This is a genomic window from Thalassospira sp. CA1 (assembly GCF_059052855.1).
The window spans coordinates 833,642-853,715 of the sequence record NZ_JBZCIA010000001.1; the positions used below are offsets into that span (position 1 = coordinate 833,642).

General features: G+C 54.1%; 20 protein-coding genes. 10 read left to right on the forward strand and 10 right to left on the reverse strand.

The genetic code is table 11. From position 1 onward, the window contains the following. Positions 1-942, reverse strand: coding sequence for a DMT family transporter (locus tag AC5Q5A_RS03790; RefSeq protein WP_493894384.1), 942 nt, complete (start codon positions 940-942; stop codon positions 1-3). A 136-nt stretch (positions 943-1,078) separates the two neighbouring features. Further along, a complete protein-coding gene (locus AC5Q5A_RS03795; protein WP_493894385.1) occupies positions 1,079-2,116 on the reverse strand; it encodes an AraC family transcriptional regulator in 1,038 nt (345 codons plus the stop codon). A gap of 420 nt (positions 2,117-2,536) precedes the next feature. Between AC5Q5A_RS03795 and AC5Q5A_RS03800 the strand changes: the two genes are divergently transcribed. Together AC5Q5A_RS03800 and AC5Q5A_RS03805 are read left to right on the forward strand one after the other, a co-directional pair. Then, the gene (locus tag AC5Q5A_RS03800; protein WP_493894386.1) at positions 2,537-3,097 is read left to right on the forward strand and encodes a hypothetical protein; all 561 of its coding nucleotides are present in this window, start codon (positions 2,537-2,539) and stop codon (positions 3,095-3,097) included. 152 nt (positions 3,098-3,249) lie between these two features. Further along, the gene (locus AC5Q5A_RS03805) at positions 3,250-4,062 is read left to right on the forward strand and encodes a hypothetical protein (protein WP_493894387.1); all 813 of its coding nucleotides are present in this window, start codon (positions 3,250-3,252) and stop codon (positions 4,060-4,062) included. An 11-nt stretch (positions 4,063-4,073) separates the two neighbouring features. Here AC5Q5A_RS03805 and AC5Q5A_RS03810 read toward each other — a convergent pair whose 3' ends face one another. After that, entirely contained in the window at positions 4,074-4,874 is an 801-nt protein-coding gene (locus AC5Q5A_RS03810; protein WP_493894388.1) for an AraC family transcriptional regulator, read from the reverse strand. Positions 4,875-5,029: 155 nt separating this feature from the next. Between AC5Q5A_RS03810 and AC5Q5A_RS03815 the strand changes: the two genes are divergently transcribed. Together AC5Q5A_RS03815 and AC5Q5A_RS03820 are read left to right on the forward strand one after the other, a co-directional pair. Then, a complete protein-coding gene (locus AC5Q5A_RS03815) occupies positions 5,030-6,310 on the forward strand; it encodes an MFS transporter (protein WP_143588666.1) in 1,281 nt (426 codons plus the stop codon). A 153-nt stretch (positions 6,311-6,463) separates the two neighbouring features. Continuing rightward, the gene (locus AC5Q5A_RS03820; protein WP_493894389.1) at positions 6,464-8,425 is read left to right on the forward strand and encodes a bifunctional 2',3'-cyclic-nucleotide 2'-phosphodiesterase/3'-nucleotidase; all 1,962 of its coding nucleotides are present in this window, start codon (positions 6,464-6,466) and stop codon (positions 8,423-8,425) included. Between the two features lie 100 nt (positions 8,426-8,525). Here AC5Q5A_RS03820 and AC5Q5A_RS03825 read toward each other — a convergent pair whose 3' ends face one another. Beyond that, the gene (locus AC5Q5A_RS03825) at positions 8,526-8,966 is read right to left on the reverse strand and encodes a GcrA family cell cycle regulator (protein WP_063088632.1); all 441 of its coding nucleotides are present in this window, start codon (positions 8,964-8,966) and stop codon (positions 8,526-8,528) included. 199 nt (positions 8,967-9,165) lie between these two features. On the opposite strand from AC5Q5A_RS03825, the gene AC5Q5A_RS03830 reads away from it, so the two are divergent. From AC5Q5A_RS03830 to AC5Q5A_RS03840, 3 genes are all read left to right on the forward strand, one after another. After that, positions 9,166-9,825: an NnrU family protein gene (locus AC5Q5A_RS03830; protein WP_493894390.1), complete on the forward strand. Its 660-nt coding sequence runs from the start codon at positions 9,166-9,168 to the stop codon at positions 9,823-9,825. A gap of 126 nt (positions 9,826-9,951) precedes the next feature. Next, on the forward strand, positions 9,952-10,413 hold the full coding sequence (locus AC5Q5A_RS03835) for a methylmalonyl-CoA mutase (protein ID WP_338186465.1): 462 nt from the start codon (positions 9,952-9,954) through the stop codon (positions 10,411-10,413). A 114-nt stretch (positions 10,414-10,527) separates the two neighbouring features. Further along, positions 10,528-11,010 carry a hypothetical protein gene (locus AC5Q5A_RS03840; protein ID WP_493894391.1) on the forward strand — a complete coding sequence of 161 codons (483 nt, stop codon included), beginning with the start codon at positions 10,528-10,530 and terminating at the stop codon, positions 11,008-11,010. 81 nt (positions 11,011-11,091) lie between these two features. Here AC5Q5A_RS03840 and AC5Q5A_RS03845 read toward each other — a convergent pair whose 3' ends face one another. The 5 genes from AC5Q5A_RS03845 to AC5Q5A_RS03865 all read right to left on the reverse strand — a co-directional run bounded on the left by AC5Q5A_RS03845 (position 11,092) and on the right by AC5Q5A_RS03865 (position 16,480). Continuing rightward, positions 11,092-11,955 carry an NUDIX hydrolase gene (locus tag AC5Q5A_RS03845; protein ID WP_493894392.1) on the reverse strand — a complete coding sequence of 288 codons (864 nt, stop codon included), beginning with the start codon at positions 11,953-11,955 and terminating at the stop codon, positions 11,092-11,094. Positions 11,956-12,014: 59 nt separating this feature from the next. Beyond that, on the reverse strand, positions 12,015-12,341 hold the full coding sequence (locus AC5Q5A_RS03850) for an ACT-like domain-containing protein (RefSeq protein ID WP_063088636.1): 327 nt from the start codon (positions 12,339-12,341) through the stop codon (positions 12,015-12,017). 206 nt (positions 12,342-12,547) lie between these two features. Then, on the reverse strand, positions 12,548-12,670 hold the full coding sequence (locus AC5Q5A_RS03855; RefSeq protein ID WP_255356118.1) for a hypothetical protein: 123 nt from the start codon (positions 12,668-12,670) through the stop codon (positions 12,548-12,550). A gap of 218 nt (positions 12,671-12,888) precedes the next feature. Continuing rightward, positions 12,889-15,324, reverse strand: coding sequence for a bifunctional diguanylate cyclase/phosphodiesterase (locus tag AC5Q5A_RS03860; protein ID WP_493894393.1), 2,436 nt, complete (start codon positions 15,322-15,324; stop codon positions 12,889-12,891). 127 nt (positions 15,325-15,451) lie between these two features. Beyond that, complete coding sequence (locus AC5Q5A_RS03865) at positions 15,452-16,480, reverse strand: M23 family metallopeptidase (RefSeq protein ID WP_493894394.1); 1,029 nt, start codon at positions 16,478-16,480, stop codon at positions 15,452-15,454. 175 nt (positions 16,481-16,655) lie between these two features. On the opposite strand from AC5Q5A_RS03865, the gene AC5Q5A_RS03870 reads away from it, so the two are divergent. Then, the gene (locus AC5Q5A_RS03870) at positions 16,656-17,447 is read left to right on the forward strand and encodes a sterol desaturase family protein (RefSeq protein ID WP_493894395.1); all 792 of its coding nucleotides are present in this window, start codon (positions 16,656-16,658) and stop codon (positions 17,445-17,447) included. Here the strand turns inward: AC5Q5A_RS03870 and AC5Q5A_RS03875 are convergent, their stop codons facing one another. Beyond that, on the reverse strand, positions 17,448-18,239 hold the full coding sequence (locus AC5Q5A_RS03875; RefSeq protein WP_493894396.1) for a class I SAM-dependent methyltransferase: 792 nt from the start codon (positions 18,237-18,239) through the stop codon (positions 17,448-17,450). Positions 18,240-18,482: 243 nt separating this feature from the next. Between AC5Q5A_RS03875 and AC5Q5A_RS03880 the strand changes: the two genes are divergently transcribed. After that, on the forward strand, positions 18,483-18,920 hold the full coding sequence (locus AC5Q5A_RS03880) for a MaoC family dehydratase (protein WP_044827746.1): 438 nt from the start codon (positions 18,483-18,485) through the stop codon (positions 18,918-18,920). Positions 18,921-19,059: 139 nt separating this feature from the next. Continuing rightward, on the forward strand, positions 19,060-20,016 hold the full coding sequence (locus AC5Q5A_RS03885; protein WP_493894397.1) for a bifunctional riboflavin kinase/FAD synthetase: 957 nt from the start codon (positions 19,060-19,062) through the stop codon (positions 20,014-20,016). Positions 20,017-20,074 lie beyond the last annotated feature (58 nt).

Sequence of the window (20,074 nt, forward strand, 5' to 3'; positions counted from 1 at the left end):
TTATTCGGCCGGTGAGTTGGCCGGTTCGGTTGATGCCTCGGTCGTTCTTTTGAATTTGCGGGCAACGGCTGCAACGATCTGGTCGTTAAACATCACCAGGGCCGCGGCCATCACGATGAAGACCCCGCCCATCAGGCTGATCGGTGCCGGCAAGACGCCAAACACGACAAGATCGAGAATGATCGCCCAAATCATGGCGGTATATTCAAAGGCCGACAGGGTCGATGCCGGGGCACGTGCCAATGCCTCGGTCATGGCGATATGGGCAAGCCCACCGGTCAGCCCGGCGCCAATCAGGAAGACAATGTTGCTTGTCGAAAGCGGGGCCCAGCCAAACGGGATGGTCAAAAGCCCGCCGATCGAACAGATCACGGCAAAGTAAAAGGCAATCGTGCCGGACGGTTCCGTCGTGGTCAGCGACTTGATCTGTACCTTGGCAAAGGCCGTGGTGACAGCAAAGGCCACACCAGCCCCGATCCCGATCAGGGTGTTGTGATCCAGCCGCGGGGTCGACAACATTGGCCACAGCATCAGGAACACTCCGGCAAAGCCGCCGATGGTTGCACTGATCACAAGCCATCCCGGATTTTCACGCAGCGTGATGATCGCAACCGGGATCAGAATAAGCGGGGCAAGGAAGCCAAGTGCAGTGGCCAGCGCCAGCGGAAGGTATGCCAGCGACACAAAGGCCAGAAACATCGAAACGCAGCCATAAGTGCTGCGTTTCAGATGTCCAAACGGGCGTTTGGTCTTAAGCGCCCTGGGAAACTGATTGCGCCACATCAGGTAAGCCACAATCGGGATCAGCGCGACACTGCTCCGCCAGAAAACGATCTGACCTGTCGGGGCCTCAAAGGATGCCAACCGGACAAACAGGTTCATGACCCCGAACAATCCGGTCGCGGCAAGGCGTAACCCAATTCCAGACCAGAAACTGTTCATTGCGATCTTCCTGAATGGTGGCGGATGCTTGGCACCTGTTTTCAGAAATATCGTAAGTTGGTGGCGGGCAATACTGATAAAATTTCATGTCAGAGATGCGGGAAACCTGACACGGGTTGGCGGTGAAAGGGGCGTTTCAAAGGGTGTGCAGCCACTTTTCATAGCGTGTATCACGTTCACTGCCATCTGCGTCCTGCACGTTGTTCAATGCATTTTGCTGGCTGCGTCTGAAATCACCCGGCGTCATGTCAAATTTTTCGCGAAATGCCCGGATGAAGGACGTGTCGCTGGAAAATCCGCATTCGAGTGCTACGTCGTAAAGGGAACGGGGACGCTTCGTTGTGGTGCTCAGCAATTGCTTGGCACGGCGCAGACGCAGATCACGTGTGTAGCGATAAACGCCGCCATGCTCTTCAAGCAACTGATACAGCTTGGACCGTGAAATGCCGAGCTCTCGTGCCGCACGGTCCGGGGTAAGATCGGGGCGTGAAAAATTCTCACGGAAATAACGCCGGATTAGCGTCATGACTTCAAGGTTCTGGCGTTTGTTTGTGGTCTCGCTTGTTTCGCCATATGCGGAATTGAGGCAGGCGGCCAGCATATCGGCAAAGCTGTTTTCAAGCACATGGGCATGCTCGCTCTTGAGCGCCGAAGCATTGGCCTTCAGCGAGCGCATCAGATTTGCAACAACCCGGACCATCGGGTCACGCGGGCTGAGAAACCGCATGTTGTGATCTTCGGGCAGGGTAAGCCGGTCTTCAAGAAGGGGGCGAGGAATGACGAAGGCAAGGTTATCAAAATCGCTTGTTGTCGCCCGTGCTACTTGCGACAGGTCCTGAAAGAGCAGTCCGTCAGCTTCTATTTCCTGGCCGTCCTTGCCATCATCTGTCGACACGCCGCCGTTATAGTAAAGCTGGACCATATAATGATCCATGCCATCGGCAGCGATTGTCTTGGAGCTGCGTTCCCAGAACTGATGTGTGCTGTTGGTGCGGGCGATCATCATTGATCCCAACAAATCCGCATCCAATGTTGCATGGAAGTTGTTCTTGCGGATGTCGGGAAGGGTTTCGACGCTGAAAATGCAGTCAATACTACTTTGCCAAACGTCATAACGTTTGGACATAGGTAGGTCATTGACCGTGAAAAAAGTATGGGTTGCTGACTGTGTCATGCCTGACTCCCGGTTTTGCTTCATTGCAAACAACGCTACTTGCGCGGGTTCATCTGGATTAATATTCGACATCTCTAATACCAGATTTTTTTCATGTTAAGCGGAAACCGGGCGTTTCGTCAAAACCACAAAGGTATAGGTTTAGGTGAAAATGAACGCAAAGGTATTATGATTGCGTAAGGAGATCTGGATTATACCTTTGGTTTTAAGGTCTTATGGCTATACGGGATGTTAGGGATTATTTTTCCGAAATCTCTTTATTAGGTGTTTTGGATGGTTCGCACATTTTTTTGGACGCTTCGTGCATTGTCACCCCGCTGCACATGGTAAAAATCCAAAAAACAGAGATGCCGCCTATGACGAAAAACAGAAAACGCTGGCGGCCCTTATCAGTGTGTGCACCGAACCTTGGGGGATTAGATGCATTCGACAGAACCACATCCGGCACGCCGGACGGGGGAGAAAAACTATGCCGGCCCCGGCCGCGACTGGGGAAAGAACTGCCACGTGTTACCCGGACGTCGTCAAGGCGAGAAAAATCACAATTTCTGGCAGAGCCGGGAAGATCAGGAACCAGTTTTCCTATCCTTTGATGATGAACCATCAGCAGCGTCATGCTTTGGCGATCCTGAGATGGCGGAGGGTGCTGAACCGTCTTCTGTGAACCAGTCTCTTGCGGCGACCTTCGATATGATGAAGTCGCTTTCTGAACTGGTCCGCGTATTGGAAGCCATTCGCTCTGTGTCTAATGAAAATGATATCTTCAGCGCAGACGAGCGACTTCTGGACCGAACGAAAGACGCGTCGTCAACAGGTGGCGAAGGTAATGACACCCGACCATGGGTGCTGGCCGTGATTGACCAGCTGGCCGTATTGGGCGCGTCGGAACGCATTCCGTCGCTCAACCATGGTGCGAAGGCAATGGCCTATGGCGACCGTATTCAAGCGGCGAATGATGTCGTGTCACGGGTCTCGCACTAAAAATAAACTCAAGATCGACCGTAAAGGACTGGAAGTATCACTGCCCGAGGTGAGGCTGACTTGCGATCACCCGGTGTGTATTGCAGTGTGTATTTCTGTTTCCTGATCCAGGCATAAATGCGCGTCAGACCGGATAGTGTATCTGGGGGCTGTTGGCTGCTGCGTGCTTTTTGAAAGCCTTGTCAAAAGTCGAAAAGCTGGGTTTTGCCACGTTTTTTGGACAATTTGCATATTCATATGGATGGAATGTGCAATTCCAGCAAACAACCTGTGGTATTTGTGGATTAAATAATAAGACACATGTCCGTTCACAGAGTGGGAATATCTGCGTTCAAGTAAGGGCATGGATATCAGAGAAGCGCAATTATTACGCTCTGGGGAAAGAGATGATGTCGTACGAACCACATCCGGCACGCCGGAAGGGTGAGGTTAATTGTACCGGTCATGGACGTGACTGGGGACAAAACAGCCATATTCTTCCAGGGCGTCGCGTCAATGAGCCCAACCATCAGGCTTGGAAAAGCCGTATGGCAGCGGGCATACACAAATACGAGCCTTCCGATGCAGACGGTGATGGATTATTTGCCGACTACATAGAAGAAGCTTCGGTCGCCGTGACCCGAACCTTCGAAAACAGCGTCGGGATGCTTAAATCCGTGATGGAAATGATGGCGTTTCTTGAAGGCATCCGCGTCATGCATCATGACTGTGCCGTTGCACCGAAAGCGGATAAACGCCTTGATCGTCTGAGCAATGGCAGGTTTACCAATCGGGCGTCGGAAAACGCGACGCATGAACGAAACGGCTTGTCCTCGGAATTCATGGTTCAGCTTCACAACATGTGCACCAATGGGCAGAAGCCCTGCCCGGACCATGTGAAAGTGACGAAGCGGTACGGAACATATCTTGAGCCCGAGCACGAGATCATTCCGCCAAAACCACGTGTAACCCGTTACGACCACTGAGCATCCCGGGCCTAGCGAAAATAGCTGCCCGGTGTGCGGCCTGTGACCTTGCGAAACATTGCGATAAAGGCCGATGGGGTCTCATAGCCAAGATCAAGTGCGATCTCGGTCACCGGACGGTCATTGGCGAGCTTTTCAAGCGCATGGAGCAGACGAAGCTTTTGCCGCCATTCGCGGAATGGCATGCCGGTTTCGCGCTGAAAAAGCCGGGCAAGCGTCCGGCTTGAGGCGCCGCACACCTTTGCCCAGTCCTCAAGCGTACGGTTATCAGCCGGGTCGCCTTGCAGATGATCGCAAATGCGTGCCAGTCGGGTGTCCTTGGGCGCAGGCAGGTAAAGCTTGTCCTGATCTGGCGCCTTGATCTGATCAAGCAATACGCGGATCAGGCGGCCTTCTTCTCCATCTTCATCATATTCGACCGGAATTTCTGTTGCGGCCCGGATCAGTTCACGCAAAAGCGGGCTGACTTCCAGAACCATGCAGCGATCGGGCAGGTTGGCGGCAACGTCCCGACCGATATAAAGGTGGCGGGCCCGGGTAAACCCGGTGCAGGTTACCGCATGCTGCGTGTGGGGCGGGACCCACACGGCGCGCTGTGGCGGCACGATCCACATCCCGGCCTCTGTCACCACGGTCATCGTACCCTCAATCGCATATAAAAGCTGGTTCCAGTCATGGCTGTGTGCCGCAACGTGATAGCCAGCAGGCATATCACTGACCCGGACATATACCGCGCGCGGCAGTTCGCGCGGGCGGGGGATCTTGTTGTGATGTTCTGGACGTCCGTCAAAGGTGTTGAGGATATGAACCATGGTGTGGCGACATTCAAAACTGTCTTGATTGCGACATATGATGGCAGATTACCGTAAGACAGACGGATCGGACAGGTTTAACTTGGTCGCATTCCAAAACGCACAAGCTGTGACAGGGGCGTCGCCACCACAACGATCCTGTCCTCGGAGGTACAATGTCCAAGGAAATCATACCGGAAGCCAGCAATCACGCGGCCCCACTTGGTGATGCGCCCGACGCACCCAATAATGCCAGCACAGCTCCGGTTCACAAGGGTTGGCGCAATCCGGAAGTTCTGCTGATCGTCATGGCGGCTGCCATGCCGCTGTCCTTTTCGACCTGGATGGCGCTGCTAAACAACTTTTCGGTCGAAATGGCCGATTTCACCGGCCGCGAGATCGGCATCTTGCAGTCCTTGCGTGAAATCCCCGGCTTCCTCGCCTTTACCGCGATTTTTGTGCTGCTGGTTCTGCGCGAGCAAACCTTTGCGGTTTTGTCACTGCTGGTGCTTGGAATTGGCGTTGCCATATCGGGCTATTTTCCGACCGTGATCGGGCTTTATTGCACGACGGTTCTGATGTCGATCGGTTTCCATTATTTCGAAACCATGCAGCAGGCCTTGTCATTGCAATGGGTGCGTAAGGATCGCACCGCCATGGTCATGGGGCGGCAGTTGTCGGCAAAATCAATCTCTTCACTGATAATGTTTGGCATGGTCTGGGTGATGCTCGAAGTTTTCGCGGTCGAGTATCGCTACGTCTACCTGTTCGGCGGTGCGTTGACGGTCCTGGCCGCGCTTTTTGTCTGGGGGGCGTTTCCGAAATTTGCCGATGCCCATCCGCAGAACAAGAAGCTGATCTTGCGCAAACGCTATTGGCTTTACTATGCGCTGACTTTCATGAGTGGCGCACGCCGTCAGATCTTCACCGTGTTTGCCGGCTTCCTGATGGTCGAGAAGTTCGGTTATGACGCAGCAACCATCACCTTGCTGTATCTGCTTAACCACGTGATCAACATGTTCCTCGCCCCCAAGATCGGCAAGATGATCGGTAAGTGGGGCGAACGCCGTGCGTTGGTCTTCGAATATGTGGGACTGTTCATTGTTTTCGTCTCCTACGCCTTTGTCGAAAACCACATTCTGGCCGGTGGTCTTTATGTGATTGACCATCTGTTCTTTGCGCTGGCGATTGCCATCAAGACCTATTTCCAGAAGATCGCCGACCCGGCTGATATCTCCTCAACCGCCGGGGTCAGCTTTACGATTAACCATATCGCCGCTGTTTTCATTCCGGCGGCGTTTGGGTTGCTTTGGCTGATATCGCCCGGTGCGGTGTTCCTTGCCGGGGCTGCCATGGCCTTTGTCTCGTTGGTTCTGGCCCTGAACGTCCCACACGATCCGGAGCCCGGAAACGAGGTCATTCGCGGATACAAGTCAACCGTGATGCAGCCAGCCTGATCGCCAAATATGTCTCAGACCAGAAACGCCTGCCGATCGTGGCAGGCGTTTCTGTTTGTGTTTGCCCTGCCTTTTTCGCAAAATCTTCAAAACCCCGCCATTTAAACGGGATTACAGTGTCGCGGTTTAACGCATAAGCAGGGACACGGCTCGATGGTATTCATTCACAAAAAAGCTGCCCGGATGACCGGGATTTCGATAGCACTTGCACTGGTAAGCAGCACGGCATTGGCCGACAGCACGGTGTCATTGCGCATCCTCGAAACCACCGACATCCATACGCATCTGGTTAATTACGACTATTACCGTGATGGCGAGTCAGACACGGTTGGTCTGGCAAAGGTCGCGACCCTGCTTAAGACTGCGCGTGGCGAGGCAGAGAACGTTGTCTTTATCGATAATGGTGACCTGATCCAGGGTAACCCGCTTGGTGATTATATGGCCAAGGAACGCGGTCTTAAGGATGGTGATGTTCATCCGGTCTATAAGGCGATGAACCTGCTTGGCTACGACGCGGCCAATATCGGGAACCATGAATTTAACTATGGTCTCGATTTCCTGGGTAAATCGTTGGCCGGTGCCAACTTCCCCTATGTCAGTGCCAACGTTTTTGTCGATGATGGCGATGACAACCCCGAAAACGACAAGCCGTATTTCGAACCCTATGTGCTGCTGGATCGGGAATTTACCGATAATGACGGCAAGGTGCACAAGGCCAAGGTCGGTGTGATCGGTTTTGTCCCACCCCAGATCATGCAGTGGGACAAGGCCAATCTGGAAGGCAATGTGATCGCAAAAGACATTGTCGAAATGGCAAAAAAATATGTTCCGGAAATGCGTGAAAAGGGTGCGGATATCGTCATTGCCGTTCCGCATTCCGGTCTGTCGACCATGGCGCGTAATGGCATGGAAGAAAATGCCACCTATTACCTTTCCGAAGTAGATGGCATCGATGCGATCCTGTTTGGCCATGCCCACACCGTGTTCCCGTCTGAGACCTTTTCCGATCTTGAAGGTGTCGATATTGCCAAAGGCACAATCAACGGCGTTGCGGCAGTGATGCCTGGCTTCTGGGGCAGCCATCTTGGCGTGATTGACCTGACCTTGAATGTCACCGATGACGGCGAATGGAGTGTCACCGACAGTCTGTCGGACGCACGTCCGATTTATCAGCGCGAAGGCCGGACCGTGACCCCGCTGGTTGAAGCCGATCCGGAAATCATTGCCGCGGTCAAGGAAGAGCACGAAGCCACCATTGCCTATATGCGCGAAGGTGTAGGCACCACATCGGCACCGATCAACAGCTTCTTTGCGCTTGTGGCCGATGATCCTTCGATCCAGATCGTGACCAACGCCCAGAAATGGTATCTCGAAAAGATCCTGAACGGATCGGAATATGATGGCATCCCGATCCTGTCGGCCGGGGCGCCGTTCAAGGCCGGTGGCCGTGGTGGCCCTGACTATTTCACCGACATTCCCGAAGGCAAGATTGCGCTTAAAAACGTCGCGGATCTTTACATCTATCCAAACACCGTGCGCGCAGTATTGCTTGATGGCGATCAGGTGCGTGAATGGCTTGAAATGTCAGCAGGCCAGTTCAATCAGATTGATCCGAACAGCAGCGAAGAACAAGCTCTGATCAACCCGGATTTCCCGACCTATAATTACGATGTGATTGATGGCGTGACCTACGAGATCGATGTCACCAAACCGGCCCGCTATAACAAGGCGGGCGAAGTGATCAATCCCGATAGTCACCGCATCGTCAATCTGAGCTTCGAAGGCAAACCGGTGACAGCCGATCAGAAGTTTGTTGTTGCGACCAACAACTATCGCGCCGGCGGTGGTGGCAATTTCCCGGGCCTTGATGGATCGACCATCATTGTCGAGGCACCCGATGAAAACCGTACGGTACTTGCCAACTATATCCTGACCGAAAAGGAAATTGATCCGAAGGCGGATGGCAACTGGACCTTTGCCCCAATCGGTGAGGCGTCCGATGTAACGTTTGTCACCAGCCCCAAGGCATCCTCTGCTGTCAACGCACCCGACAATATCAGCTTCGTTGGCGAGGATCAGGAAGGCTTTGCCAAATACGTGCTGCAAACAAGGTAATCAACCCAACCTTGATATCGCCCAACGAAAAAGCCGCCCTGATCAGGCGGCTTTTTTGTATTTTGGTGTCTCTGCGGGCAATTGCCAGGCGCAGAGGATATTATTTCCGGTTTGCAGCCTGCGGGCCTTTGCCGCCGGGGCCACCCTGCTGTGCAGGGGGATTGTCTTCGCGCGGGTTCTTGCCGTTAAGGTAGGCCTGTGCGCAATGTTCGTCGCAATAAGGCTTGCTCGGCACGATTTTCTTGCCGCAGAAATGGAAGTCGTCATCGCCCGGATCGCCAAACGGCCAACGGCACATGCCCGGACCAAGATCAAAGATCGAAATGCCTTTGGTCTGCTGTTTGGGGGCCGGTGCTTTTTTCTGTTCTGCTTCCTCGGCGCGGCGCTGGATCGGGGACGGGCGCTTGGGCAGTCCAAGGCGGTGTGCCTTGCCAACGACGGCATTCTTGCCAACGCCCAGTTCTTCACCGATGCGTGCCGTGGTCCAACCCTGATTCCAGAGCGAGGTCAGCAATTCAATCTTTTCCGGCGTCCAGCTCATTTCGAGTATATTCCGTATTTCTTGGTCTGCCGGTCAGAATATCCGGCGGCAGGTGCTTGTTGTTCGATGTCAAACAGGGATACAGAGGTATCCGCTAATATCGTGTAACGCAAGGGTCTTGGAGATTCGCACCCCGGCCCGTCTGCGCGAACAGGGCAATTTGCATGTTGAAGCCACAATGTAAAGAGGGGATCGCGTTTTGGCAGGGTTTTTCATTGCTGTGACCGTTTTCCTTGCAGGCCATATTATTCCGGGCTTGCTGCGCGAAAGGCTTGTAAGACGTATCGGGTACCGCCCCTATATTATTGCATTCTCGATCCTGTCAGTTCTGCTGTTTGGCTGGGTCATTCACGAGGTTTTGGTCGCGGAGTCGTTTTTGCTCTGGGACTATCAAATCTGGCAGGCACAGCTCCTTGTGGTTGTCATGTTGCCTGCCTGTATTTTGTGGGCCTGTGCCATTCTTCAACCCTGTCCGCTGTCGATTGGTCGAAAAACCGGCTTTGATCCGGCAAAGCCCGGCATCAATCGGTTTTGCCGTCATCCACTGCTGTTGGGCATGATCCTGTGGGGGGCCGGACACACGGTTGCCAATGGTGATATCGTCGCCGTCCTGTTCTTTGGCGGCAGCAGCATTTTTGCCCTGATCGGGTTCTGGCGGATGGAAAAAATCCGGCTGCGTGGAATGACGGATGGCGAACAGGCGATCCTTCTGGCAGCAACCCGACGCTTTTCGCTGTCAGGCCTGAAGGATGCCTTTCGGGGGCGGGATATCCTTGCCGGGATTGTTCTTTATCTCCTGATCCTGGGTGGGCATGGTCATGTGATTGGTGTCGATCCATTTGCAATGGCAGGCTGGTAATAATGTTTTGATCGCAAGGCTTGTCAGCCAAGGTTTTGACAGGGATACTGGGGGTGCGGTGCAGGAAATCTGCGCTGGTCCGCTTTGCCGTATCGTATGGCAAAGGGCAGTTTCAAGAGAGGTAACATGACGTCTCCTCAACTTGCGAGCAGTCTGGCCAAATTCGCCGAAATGGAGGGACGCCACCCGCGTCTTCTTCTGGCGACGGCATCCTCCGTCGAAGAAAAACACCACAAACATGTCGCAACCCTGTTTGCCGATGGCGGGTTTGACGTCGATGTGGCGCCCCGCCATTCCGATGCACAATCCATTGCCATGCAGGTGATTGATTGCGACGCCGATATCCTGCTTTTGATCCGAACGTCCATGACGGCAGAAGATCGGGTCAGTGTTGCCGATCTGATTTCCGCACTCGATGCACTGGACGCGGAATATGTCAAAGTCGGCATTGTCGGTCATGCCGATGATCCGGCCGCGGGGAATGTCGACTTTGTTTGTGATCTTGAACATCTGCAAACAAGCGACTGCGAGGCACTGATCGACTACATTCTGGCAGTTGAAGAAACCCGCGTCGCACAACATATTTAGAACGTTGCAAAATTTCGCCGTCCTTCGGTGCAATGTTTTCGAAACTCTTTGGGCGCATACTGGTCGCACATCAGTTGCACGCGAGGGCGGGATGTTTAATCAAGGGATGATTTGATGGGATTGCTCAAGGAAACGCTGATGCGCGTCTTTGTCGGCAAAAAAGGCCGGGATGCGATTCAGGCTTATAACGACGCGCAATCCCTGCATATGCGTGACAGCGCCACTGCGGAAAAAACAGCCGCTCAGGCGCGTCAGGCACGTCGCATCGAAGACCGCGCCCTTGCCCATCAGGAAGAAGGCATGTCGCTCGAAGAAGCCCGTGCGCTTGCCCTTGCCGAAACCCTGACCGAACAGGCCGACGCCCCGCATACCGAAATCATGAAGGCGCTGAATGCCGCCGATGCCAAGCTTGGCAAAAAGAAAAGCAAGATCGCAACGCCTGAGGACCAACGTCGTCAGGAACTGATCAATGAGGCGGTCAAGGCGCTGCGCAGCAAACAAAGTGACCTTGATCAGCTGGATCCCGATTTGCGCGCCAAGCTGACGGTGATGGCCGTTGGCGCATTGATGGGCGGGCCAAACACGCCGCGTCAGTAAATTTCAATAAGCCTGTAAGAAGATGGCACCGCCCGGATCGGGATGGTGCCATTCTTGTTTACGGTATCGGCAAAGGCCGCATCAGGGCTCAAGGCTGCGGTGAAGGCCCGTGACGAGTTCGCAATAGGATGGCTCGTTATCCGCCGTGAGATAGCCGTGGCGGATCAGAAAATCGATCACGACCAGGGCGCAATTGAATTTGAAATCAAACCCGTTGCGGACGATTTCGGCCACTTCGGCCATTGGTAAAAGATCAAATTGCGCGACCTCGCCATCGGCGCAATGCGGTACAAAATCCTCTGGCAATTCCAGATCGAAATTGACCATTACATCGGGTTTCAAGCCTTCGTCGGTTTCATACAGATATGACACGGTGCCGATCGCAACGACTTTTTCGGCAAGGCTTGCAGGAATGCCGGCCTCTTCGGCGCATTCCTTGATCATATTTTCGCGGAAGCCAAGGCCGGTCGGTTGGCCGCCCGCGACCATGTTATCGAGCATGCCGGCGTAGGTCGGCTTGTCCAGCGCGCGTTTGGCAATCCACATGTGAATGCCATCGGCCTTGCGGACAAAGCCGTTCATATGCACGCCCCACGACCGGCATCCGAAATAAGGCATGGCAAAACGATCCAGCTGGCACAACGGATCATCGGAAAGCCGATTGCGGATATCAAACTTTTCGCCATGCAGATGCTTGATCACGCCTTGTTGGCACAGGGCTTCGGTCGCCTCGATCAGGGTCTGGTTGCGCGCATCAATGGTTGTGATGTGCGAACCAAAACCATATTCGCCATTCTCGTCACGGATGAAGCTGTCCCCAAGCGCGGTAAGGGCGCTGGCAAATTCTGACCGGATGGCACCGACCGGAAGATCGCCAATGCGAAACCGGGCATAGCGCGACAGATTGGCGTTGTTGCACGCATGGATATGATCAAGATAGGCCAATTCGGAACTCCTGTCGGGCGGAAGCACGGCCTGTTTTGCAGTGCCGCAACCAAGACAGCCTACGCGCTAAGCGCTGAGTTTGAATAGCCTTTTTCCGATGTCAGAACCGTATTCACGTGAATGATCTGACGCAGGCATCGCGCGATGTGCTCGGCAACTTTGGTTTCAAGTTGCTGGACCTGGATGTCGATCTGAAGTTCCTCGTAACCGCGCAGACCATTGGCAACGGTCGAATGCCAACTGGCCGGAACCAGATTACGCTTGGCAAACAGTTCAAGAACGCGCGGCATCACGTCCGGTTCGGCAGCGGCGTGAACGGAAAAACAGTAAACGGATTTGGGGGTATGTGCGTCCATTGCGGACGCAGCAAATGCATGATCAGTCATGACAATGCTCACAGATATTCAGTGCATCAAAAAGGCGAACAGATACGTCCCGGTGTCCTTAGACAACCGGGCTGATAATTCGCGCAATGATGACCGAAAAGACGCTGTGATGTGTCATGAAGCTATTTAAAAGAAGGTCTCTTCAAAACCAGTTGGTTTGCCAGATGGTTTGAATGGGGACGCTAATGATGAAAGCGAAGCGTAGGTCAGATAACCAGAAGCGATGCGATGACGGCCAGAATGGTACCGGCGAACAGGATTTCCATCGAACGGGCGATCTGCTGTTCACGGGCAATGGCGATTGCAACTGCTTTGCGCTTATTCATCATGTTTACTCCGTCTTATGACAGGTAGTGTCAATGTGCCGGGCTCGGCACACGTCAAATATAGGCAGGCAGATGGCCGAGTTACAAGAGTTGTGAGTCAAAAAACGTCAAAAAACTTTCAACCTCATGGAAAAGGTCACGTTTTTGCTGCCTGTTTTGTCACAAATTGCAATGGCCCTGCCTGTTTGAAACGCAATATGCCTTTCCGGGTTCCATAACAATCAAACGGTTTCGATGCCGCTGTCCCGATTCGCAGTGGTTTCGGGGGATTCTGTCGGATTTACGACATGTGCGTAGTCGCTTATCGGCTTGGGATATCCGTACTTGTACCCCTGCACAGAGCGGCAATCATGATCGTTCAGGAAGCTTGCCTGTTCGTCGGTTTCGACCCCCTCTGCAATCACCTCGAGGTTGAGGTCGCGGCTCAGATTGATCACCGCACGGACGATGGCAATCGCCTGATCGTTGCTGACCAGCTTCTTGATAAAGGACTGGTCGATCTTGATGCGATCCACCGGGAAGTTCTGCAAGGTCGCAAGCGACGAATAACCGGTGCCGAAATCATCCATGGCAATCCGCACACCCAGCTTCTTGATATCAGACAGGATCTTCATCGAGCGCGCCGGATTGTGAATAAGGGCTGTCTCGGTGACTTCCAGTTCAAGGCGTTTCGGATCAAGACCGGTTTCGTTCAGGATCTCGGCAACCAGTTCCGGCAGTTCATGTTTCTGCAATTGAACCGCTGACAGATTAACCCCGATACCAAGCGGATTTTTCCAGCGTGCGGCCTCTTTGCAGGCGGTTCTAAGCACCCATTCGCCGAGCGGCACAATCAGGCCTGTTTCCTCGGCAATCGGAATAAACCGTCCGGGCGGGATCGATCCCAGTTCCGGATCGGTCCAGCGCAGCAAGGCTTCAAACGAATGGATTACCTGATCATTACCATCGGTCTCGCATTGCGGCTGGTAATGAAGTTCAAGCTGGCCGTTCTCCATCGCATGACGCAGGTTCGATGAAAGCTGGCGCTTGAAACGGTATTCCTCGTCCATTTCCGATGAATAGAACACGATGTCATTGCCGCCCGATTGTTTGACCCGATACATCGCAAGGTCGGCATGAAACAGGATGCTTTCGGCGTCATTGCCATCGGTCGGATAATGCGCAATCCCGATACTTGCAGAAAGCTTTGCACGGTGTTCGGCATTGATGAAAACCGGGAGCGCGACACAATCAAGGATTTGCTGGGCGGTTTCGCGCGACCGGGCGATAACGTTATCCATATCTGATTGTTCAGGGTGCGACAGCAGGGCGACAAACTCATCACCGCCAACACGCGCGATTACCACATCATCACTAAAAAGCTCGGACAGGCGTTCACCCAATTCCCGTAGCGCATGGTCGCCGGCAATATGGCCAAAGCTGTCATTGAGTTCCTTGAAGTGGTCGAAATCAATGCACATCACCGTCAACGGTATGCCTGTTTTATCCGATTGCGTCAGTGCCTCGGCCAGTCGGTCATTGAATGTCGACCGGTTCAGAAGCTTGGTCAGGGCGTCACGTTCTGCCAGGAAACGGATATGGTTTTCTGCAGCATACCGTTCGCGCAGATCGCGCAGACCAAATATCACGGTGGCATCCGATATTTCATCGGCGGGAATTTCGCGACGCACGACCTCGACCGGTATTGCGGTATTATTGCTCCAGGACAGGGTCGTTTCCGCATAACCGACCTTTCCTGATTTGAATTCCGCCGGTGTATCGGAAAGCCACTCTGTCAGGAAATCCTGATCAAGAATCTCTGCGCGGGTAACGCCACCCAGTTTCAGAAAGCTGTCATTGGCATCAATCACCCGCCCATTCTGGGTCAGGACAAGCGCCTCGATGGCGGAATCACCCAGAATGCGCATGCGGTTGCTGACATGATCGCGAAGTTGCCGGTCAACAAGGGCGGTGACAAAACCAATGGCAATCAGCCCGATGGCAACAACGGCGACGCCGACCGCAAGATATTCCTGCGAAATAAGCTGTGCCGGGACCGGCACAGTTGGATCGGGTGTAATCACCAACGCGCCCATCGCACCGAAATGCATGGTCGCCACTGCGATGGTCAGGTTTGCCTTACCCATAAGTTTCTGTTGGTCGGTCTGTGCGGTCTTGGCGAGATATAGCGACGCCATGCCGAACAAGGCCCCCATCAGGATGGCGGCAATCACAATATCCATGTGCCAGCTGATAATGCCGGGAACACGGATGGCAGACATGCCGGTGAAATGCATGGCCGAAATGCCAAGTCCGACAACAAGTCCGCCGACAAGACGCGACAAGACAAGGTGCGGCCCACCGACCGAGGCAATCGCAAACCCGATGGTGGTTGTCACAATCGCAATCGCCAGCGAGACAGCCGTCAGGACGGGCTCATAGCCGACCGGCACAACCGGGTCATAGGACAGCATTGCAATGAAATGGGTCGCCCAGATGCCCCCGCCGGTCACAACCCCGGTCAGGAACAGCCATGCGATTTTCTGACGAAGGCGACCGATGCAGGCGCGTGCGTAAAGATTGAATGCGGTATGAATGCCCGCCAGTCCAATCAGAAGGGCAACGAGGACCAGAACGATATCGTGCTGGTGTGCCAGACAGTCATAAATTCTGTACATTCACGCGCCAAATCAAAAATTAATGTAATAGTTTCAATAACTAATACATTTTACTGGTGTAATTTTAAGTCGGCTAGTGTACGTGAAGCAACCCAAATCGGATCTTTCCGGGGCTGGGGTGGGATCCCTAGCGGATCACAACTTTGCCCTCGCCGATGATGCGCGGGGAATTGTCACCACGGGTAAAGGTGATCTCGCCCTCATAGGTGCCAGCCGGCCATTGGCTTCCGGGCCGGTCCATATTGATAAAGAACCACTTTGCGCGCGGGCCTGCGTCGTTGGGTAGATCGATGACAAAGTCGCGATGGCCGCCCTTGCCATCAGGTGTTTGCAGGCTCATGCGGATGACATCACCATCATTGGCGCCGATCAGATAGGCCCAGAAATAAAGTGCCGGGCTTGTGCGGGGCAGTTCCTGGTCCTTGCCGTATCCGCGTTTAAGATCGGATGCGTTCGGGCGCGCCATCGAAAATCCATGGCCATAAAGCGTGATCTCGTTATAGCTAAGCTTTGCGCGTGCAGACGATGACCAAAGGGCCGCATTTTCCACATTACAATCAGCGGCGCTGCTGGTGCCCATGGCGGTGCCACTGAACGGATCAACAAGTTCGCCATCCTTGCGCAGGTTGAAATGCAGGTGCGGGAAGGTGGCCTGACCGGAAATGCCGATCCGCCCGATCACCTGACCACGGCTGACACGGTCGCCCTGTTTGACCGCAACCCACCCACGGCGAAGATGACAGTACTGGCTTTGCCAGCCATCATCATGATCGATCAGAATGCCGTTACCGCATTCGATGCCTTCAAGGCTGCTGGTGGCGATACGACCTGAGTCAATGTCTTCAACCCCGTCGCGCAGGGCAACGACCGTGCCATCCGCGATCGACAGGACCGGAACACCATCAAGCATGGTGGCTTCATCCGGGATTGCGAAATCAGTACCACGATGGCCGTCATATGTTGTCGTGCCACAGGCATAGTCGCGAATTTGCGGACCGGTATCATGATCGACATAGTGAACAATGTCACAACTGTTGCCGGCACAAACGACCGGCAAATCAAACGGCGGGCCATCTGCAAGGGCGGTGCTGCCAAAAGACAGGGTCGCGAACACGGAAAGAAAGAGTGTCCGAATGGATCCTGATCGTTCTGGCATATAGTCCCCCGTTATCGGTTTTTGTCGCCAAGCTTTGGCATTTCAGTATGAATCACCTTTCTCTAACATAAAGGTGATGAGATATCGAACTGCAAGATGTTGTTTATACATTGCGATATCCGATATCAGTTCAAGGTGACGCATACGCGCCCCTTATCACACAAGGCAGGATGAAATGGATCAGAGCGGATTAATTCGGCTGGGCATCTTTGCCGTCATTCTGGCGGTGATGGCGCTGTGGGAGGCCCTGGCCCCCTATCGGCCCAAGGAAGCCGTGCGTCGCCCCATGCGCTGGCTGACCAATTTTGGTCTGTTGTTGCTGAGTGCCGCGCTTGCACGTTTCACCGTCGGGGCTGTGATGATTGCCGCCGCCATCTGGGCGCAGGCCAATGGCTGGGGGATAAATAACCTTTTGGGCATGCCTGCATTGTTGTCCGGGCTGGTTACCATCATTGTTCTCGATTGTGCGATCTATTGGCAGCATCGCCTGACCCACATCGTGCCGGTATTCTGGCGGTTTCACCGGGTGCATCACTGCGATACAGAATTTGATGTCTCCACCGCCGTGCGTTTCCATCCGGTCGAGATCGTCGCATCCGCACTCTACAAATCGACCTTTGTTGTGCTGATCGGGGCCGATCCATGGGCGGTGGTGATTTATGAAAGCATGCTAAGCGGCTTTGCCCTGTTTAATCATGGCAATGTGCATCTGCCCAAACGCCTTGATCGCGCCTTGCGACGGGTGGTCGTGACACCCGATATGCACCGGGTGCACCATTCAAGTCTGATGAAAGAAACCAACAGCAACTACGGCAACATCCTGTCCATCTGGGACCGGATATTTGTCAGCTATATCGATCACACCAAGGTCAATGATCACGATATGCAGATCGGCCTGAAGGAGTTCCGCGACATGGACAGCCAAAGTTTGCTGGGTGTTTTGTGGCTGCCGTTCGGGCGTCGCTGATTACGCTGGCACCACGCCGCGAACCGCCATGGCCGATGCCACAAGCGACCGCCGCCCGTCGGTTTTCCCGCCGAGATACGCCAGACGTGTGGCCTGCTGAATTTCATAGGCCGTGTCGGCATATTGCCGGTTAAAGAAATTGCGGATCAGGCTGTGTGCCCCCATCAGTGATTGCCAATAGTCATCGAAATCGATGAAATCCATGCGCACCGCCAGGGTTGCGGTTTCAATATCGCCCAATCCCGCATCCGACCACAGATCATAAAGGTCATCCTCATCCTGATAGGGGACGTCAAAAACTTCTTCGCGCAGTTTTTCGCCTTCAACCCCGGCCAGAATGGCCGCAGCATCCAGAAACAGGCGGATAAACGTCAATCCGCCCGCGCGGTCCCAAACAGACGCCGCTATTTTCCCGTTCGGTTTGGTAACGCGGACCATCTCGGCAACCGCCTTTTCCGGATTTTCCAGATCATTGATCAACAGCTGCGAGAAGGCAGTATCAAAACTGTTGTTCTCGAACGGCAGCGACAACGCATCCCCGGTTTTAAGTTCGATATTTGAAGCTTCTTCGCGCAAGGCGTCTGTCAGGTAATCGGGGATCAGGTCAATGCCGACAACCCGCGCATCCGGATACCGGTTGGCGGCAGCCAAGGTCAGACTGCCCGTGCCACATCCAACATCAACCAACGCCCCACAAGACGGTGCGGCAACAAAATCAAGGAAGCTGCGCGACAGCCGGCGGCTCCATCGACCCATGGCAATTTCATAGGTGTCTGCAATTGTGTTGTTCATCGGGGGCGTTTCCCAAAGGTTTGTTTTTATAGGGCTTAGATCATTGATATCACAGGTGGGCATGCCCTGATATGTCCCCGTTTCAGACAATTTCAAGCACCATTCGCAACGGCATTCGACGAAATAGGCATTGCTCATTTTGAAAAATGCGCAATAAAATTACAAATATTGCATTGCAAAATAATTATAAGCGCGACATCTGCAGTGTAAGCGACCGCGCAACAGGCAAGGGGTTCCAAGGAAATGAACGAACGCGACGGACTTCACGGGCTGTATCTCGAAGATCTCGAGGTCGGCTTGTCAGCAAGTTATGGCAAGACAGTCACCGAAACCGACATTGTGATGTTTGCCGGTATTACCGGCGATACCAATCCGGTGCACCTTAATCAGGATTACGCCGAAACCACGATGTTTGAAGGCCGAATTGCCCATGGCATGCTTTCCGCCGGGTTTATTTCCACCGTTCTTGGTACGCGCCTGCCGGGGCCGGGTACGATTTATCTTTCGCAAAACCTGCAATTCAAGGCACCGGTTCGTATCGGCGATACCGTTACGGCACGGGTGACCGTTCGTGAAATCATCGCGGAAAAGAAACGCGCCATTCTCGAAACCAATTGCTATGTCGGGGATCGCTGCGTGATCACCGGTGAAGCAACGGTCATGGTGCCCTCACGCGGATAAGGCAGGCTGAGGCGGGAAAGCAGCGCTTTTTTGTCGGAAAAGTCTTTACGCTTCGGGCCTGCGCCCTATATAGCTGCCTGCTGGATTTGCCGATAAAAGGTCGGCAGGCATGGAACGCAGCAAAGAGAGACCGGCGCGAATGCGCGTTTTTCGATCTTTTGAGAACCTGACCGATGATGCGCGCGGCGCCGTTGTGGCGATCGGCAATTTCGATGGTTTGCATCTGGGGCATCAAACGCTTCTTGATCAGGCCCGGGCGATTGCCCGCGATCTCGGCGCGCCGCTTGCCATCCTGACCTTTGAACCCCATCCGCGCATGCTGTTTCGTGCCGATGATCCGCCATTTCGCCTGACCTCGGCCGAGGACCGCGAAACCGCGGCCGGCAGCATTGATATCGACCTGTTCTATGAGGTCGAATTCAATCGTGATTTTGCGGCCATGACCGCCGAAGAATTCATCGAGCGCGTTCTGGTCAGCGGCCTTGGTGCCAGGCATGTCGTGGTTGGCTGGGATTTCTGTTTCGGCAAGGGCCGGGCAGGTGACGTTGATCTGCTGCGGGCAATTGGCGAGAAGTCCGGTTTTGGCATCACTGCGGTAACCGCTGTGACCCACGATAACGGTATTGTCTATTCCTCGACCGCGATCCGTCAGGCGCTGCGTGAAGGCCGCCCGGAAGATGCCAAACATCTCTTGGGGCGCCCGTGGGAAATCGCCGGGATTGTAGCCCATGGCGATGCGCGTGGCCGGACGATCGGTTTTCCAACCGCCAACGTCGCACTGGGTAATCATCTGCGCCCGAAATTTGGTGTCTATGCCGTCGAACTTGGACTGGTTTCCGAAGAAGATGGCAAAACCGTTGAACGCTGGGTGCCCGGAGTCGCCAATATAGGTGTGCGGCCAAGCTTTGGCGGCGATGACGATGCCGGACTTGAAGCGCACCTTTTTGACTTTGATCAGGACATCTATGACCGGCGGGTCCGCGTGCGTCTGCACGGCTTTATCCGTGGGGAACAGAAGTTCGATGGGCTTGATGCCCTGAAGGCCCAGATCGCAGCAGATGTGATCGCTGCCAAGGATATTCTCGGCAAGATTTGAATTTGTTGACGAACCCGCTATGATCCGCGCGCTTTTCGCAAGATTGGCGTTCGCGAGA

Bases quoted from the DNA above. Each gene is read 5' to 3' on its own strand.
- AC5Q5A_RS03790 (WP_493894384.1), bottom strand. From the start codon at position 942: ATGAACAGTTTCTGGTCTGGAATTGGGTTACGCCTTGCCGCGACCGGA.
- AC5Q5A_RS03795 (WP_493894385.1), bottom strand. From the start codon at position 2,116: ATGACACAGTCAGCAACCCATACTTTTTTCACGGTCAATGACCTACCT.
- AC5Q5A_RS03800 (WP_493894386.1), top strand. From the start codon at position 2,537: ATGCATTCGACAGAACCACATCCGGCACGCCGGACGGGGGAGAAAAAC.
- AC5Q5A_RS03810 (WP_493894388.1), bottom strand. From the start codon at position 4,874: ATGGTTCATATCCTCAACACCTTTGACGGACGTCCAGAACATCACAAC.
- AC5Q5A_RS03815 (WP_143588666.1), top strand. From the start codon at position 5,030: ATGTCCAAGGAAATCATACCGGAAGCCAGCAATCACGCGGCCCCACTT.
- AC5Q5A_RS03820 (WP_493894389.1), top strand. From the start codon at position 6,464: ATGGTATTCATTCACAAAAAAGCTGCCCGGATGACCGGGATTTCGATA.
- AC5Q5A_RS03825 (WP_063088632.1), bottom strand. From the start codon at position 8,966: ATGAGCTGGACGCCGGAAAAGATTGAATTGCTGACCTCGCTCTGGAAT.
- AC5Q5A_RS03835 (WP_338186465.1), top strand. From the start codon at position 9,952: ATGACGTCTCCTCAACTTGCGAGCAGTCTGGCCAAATTCGCCGAAATG.
- AC5Q5A_RS03840 (WP_493894391.1), top strand. From the start codon at position 10,528: ATGGGATTGCTCAAGGAAACGCTGATGCGCGTCTTTGTCGGCAAAAAA.
- AC5Q5A_RS03850 (WP_063088636.1), bottom strand. From the start codon at position 12,341: ATGACTGATCATGCATTTGCTGCGTCCGCAATGGACGCACATACCCCC.
- AC5Q5A_RS03855 (WP_255356118.1), bottom strand. From the start codon at position 12,670: ATGATGAATAAGCGCAAAGCAGTTGCAATCGCCATTGCCCGTGAACAG.
- AC5Q5A_RS03860 (WP_493894393.1), bottom strand. From the start codon at position 15,324: ATGTACAGAATTTATGACTGTCTGGCACACCAGCACGATATCGTTCTG.
- AC5Q5A_RS03865 (WP_493894394.1), bottom strand. From the start codon at position 16,480: ATGCCAGAACGATCAGGATCCATTCGGACACTCTTTCTTTCCGTGTTC.
- AC5Q5A_RS03870 (WP_493894395.1), top strand. From the start codon at position 16,656: ATGGATCAGAGCGGATTAATTCGGCTGGGCATCTTTGCCGTCATTCTG.
- AC5Q5A_RS03875 (WP_493894396.1), bottom strand. From the start codon at position 18,239: ATGAACAACACAATTGCAGACACCTATGAAATTGCCATGGGTCGATGG.
- AC5Q5A_RS03880 (WP_044827746.1), top strand. From the start codon at position 18,483: ATGAACGAACGCGACGGACTTCACGGGCTGTATCTCGAAGATCTCGAG.
- AC5Q5A_RS03885 (WP_493894397.1), top strand. From the start codon at position 19,060: ATGCGCGTTTTTCGATCTTTTGAGAACCTGACCGATGATGCGCGCGGC.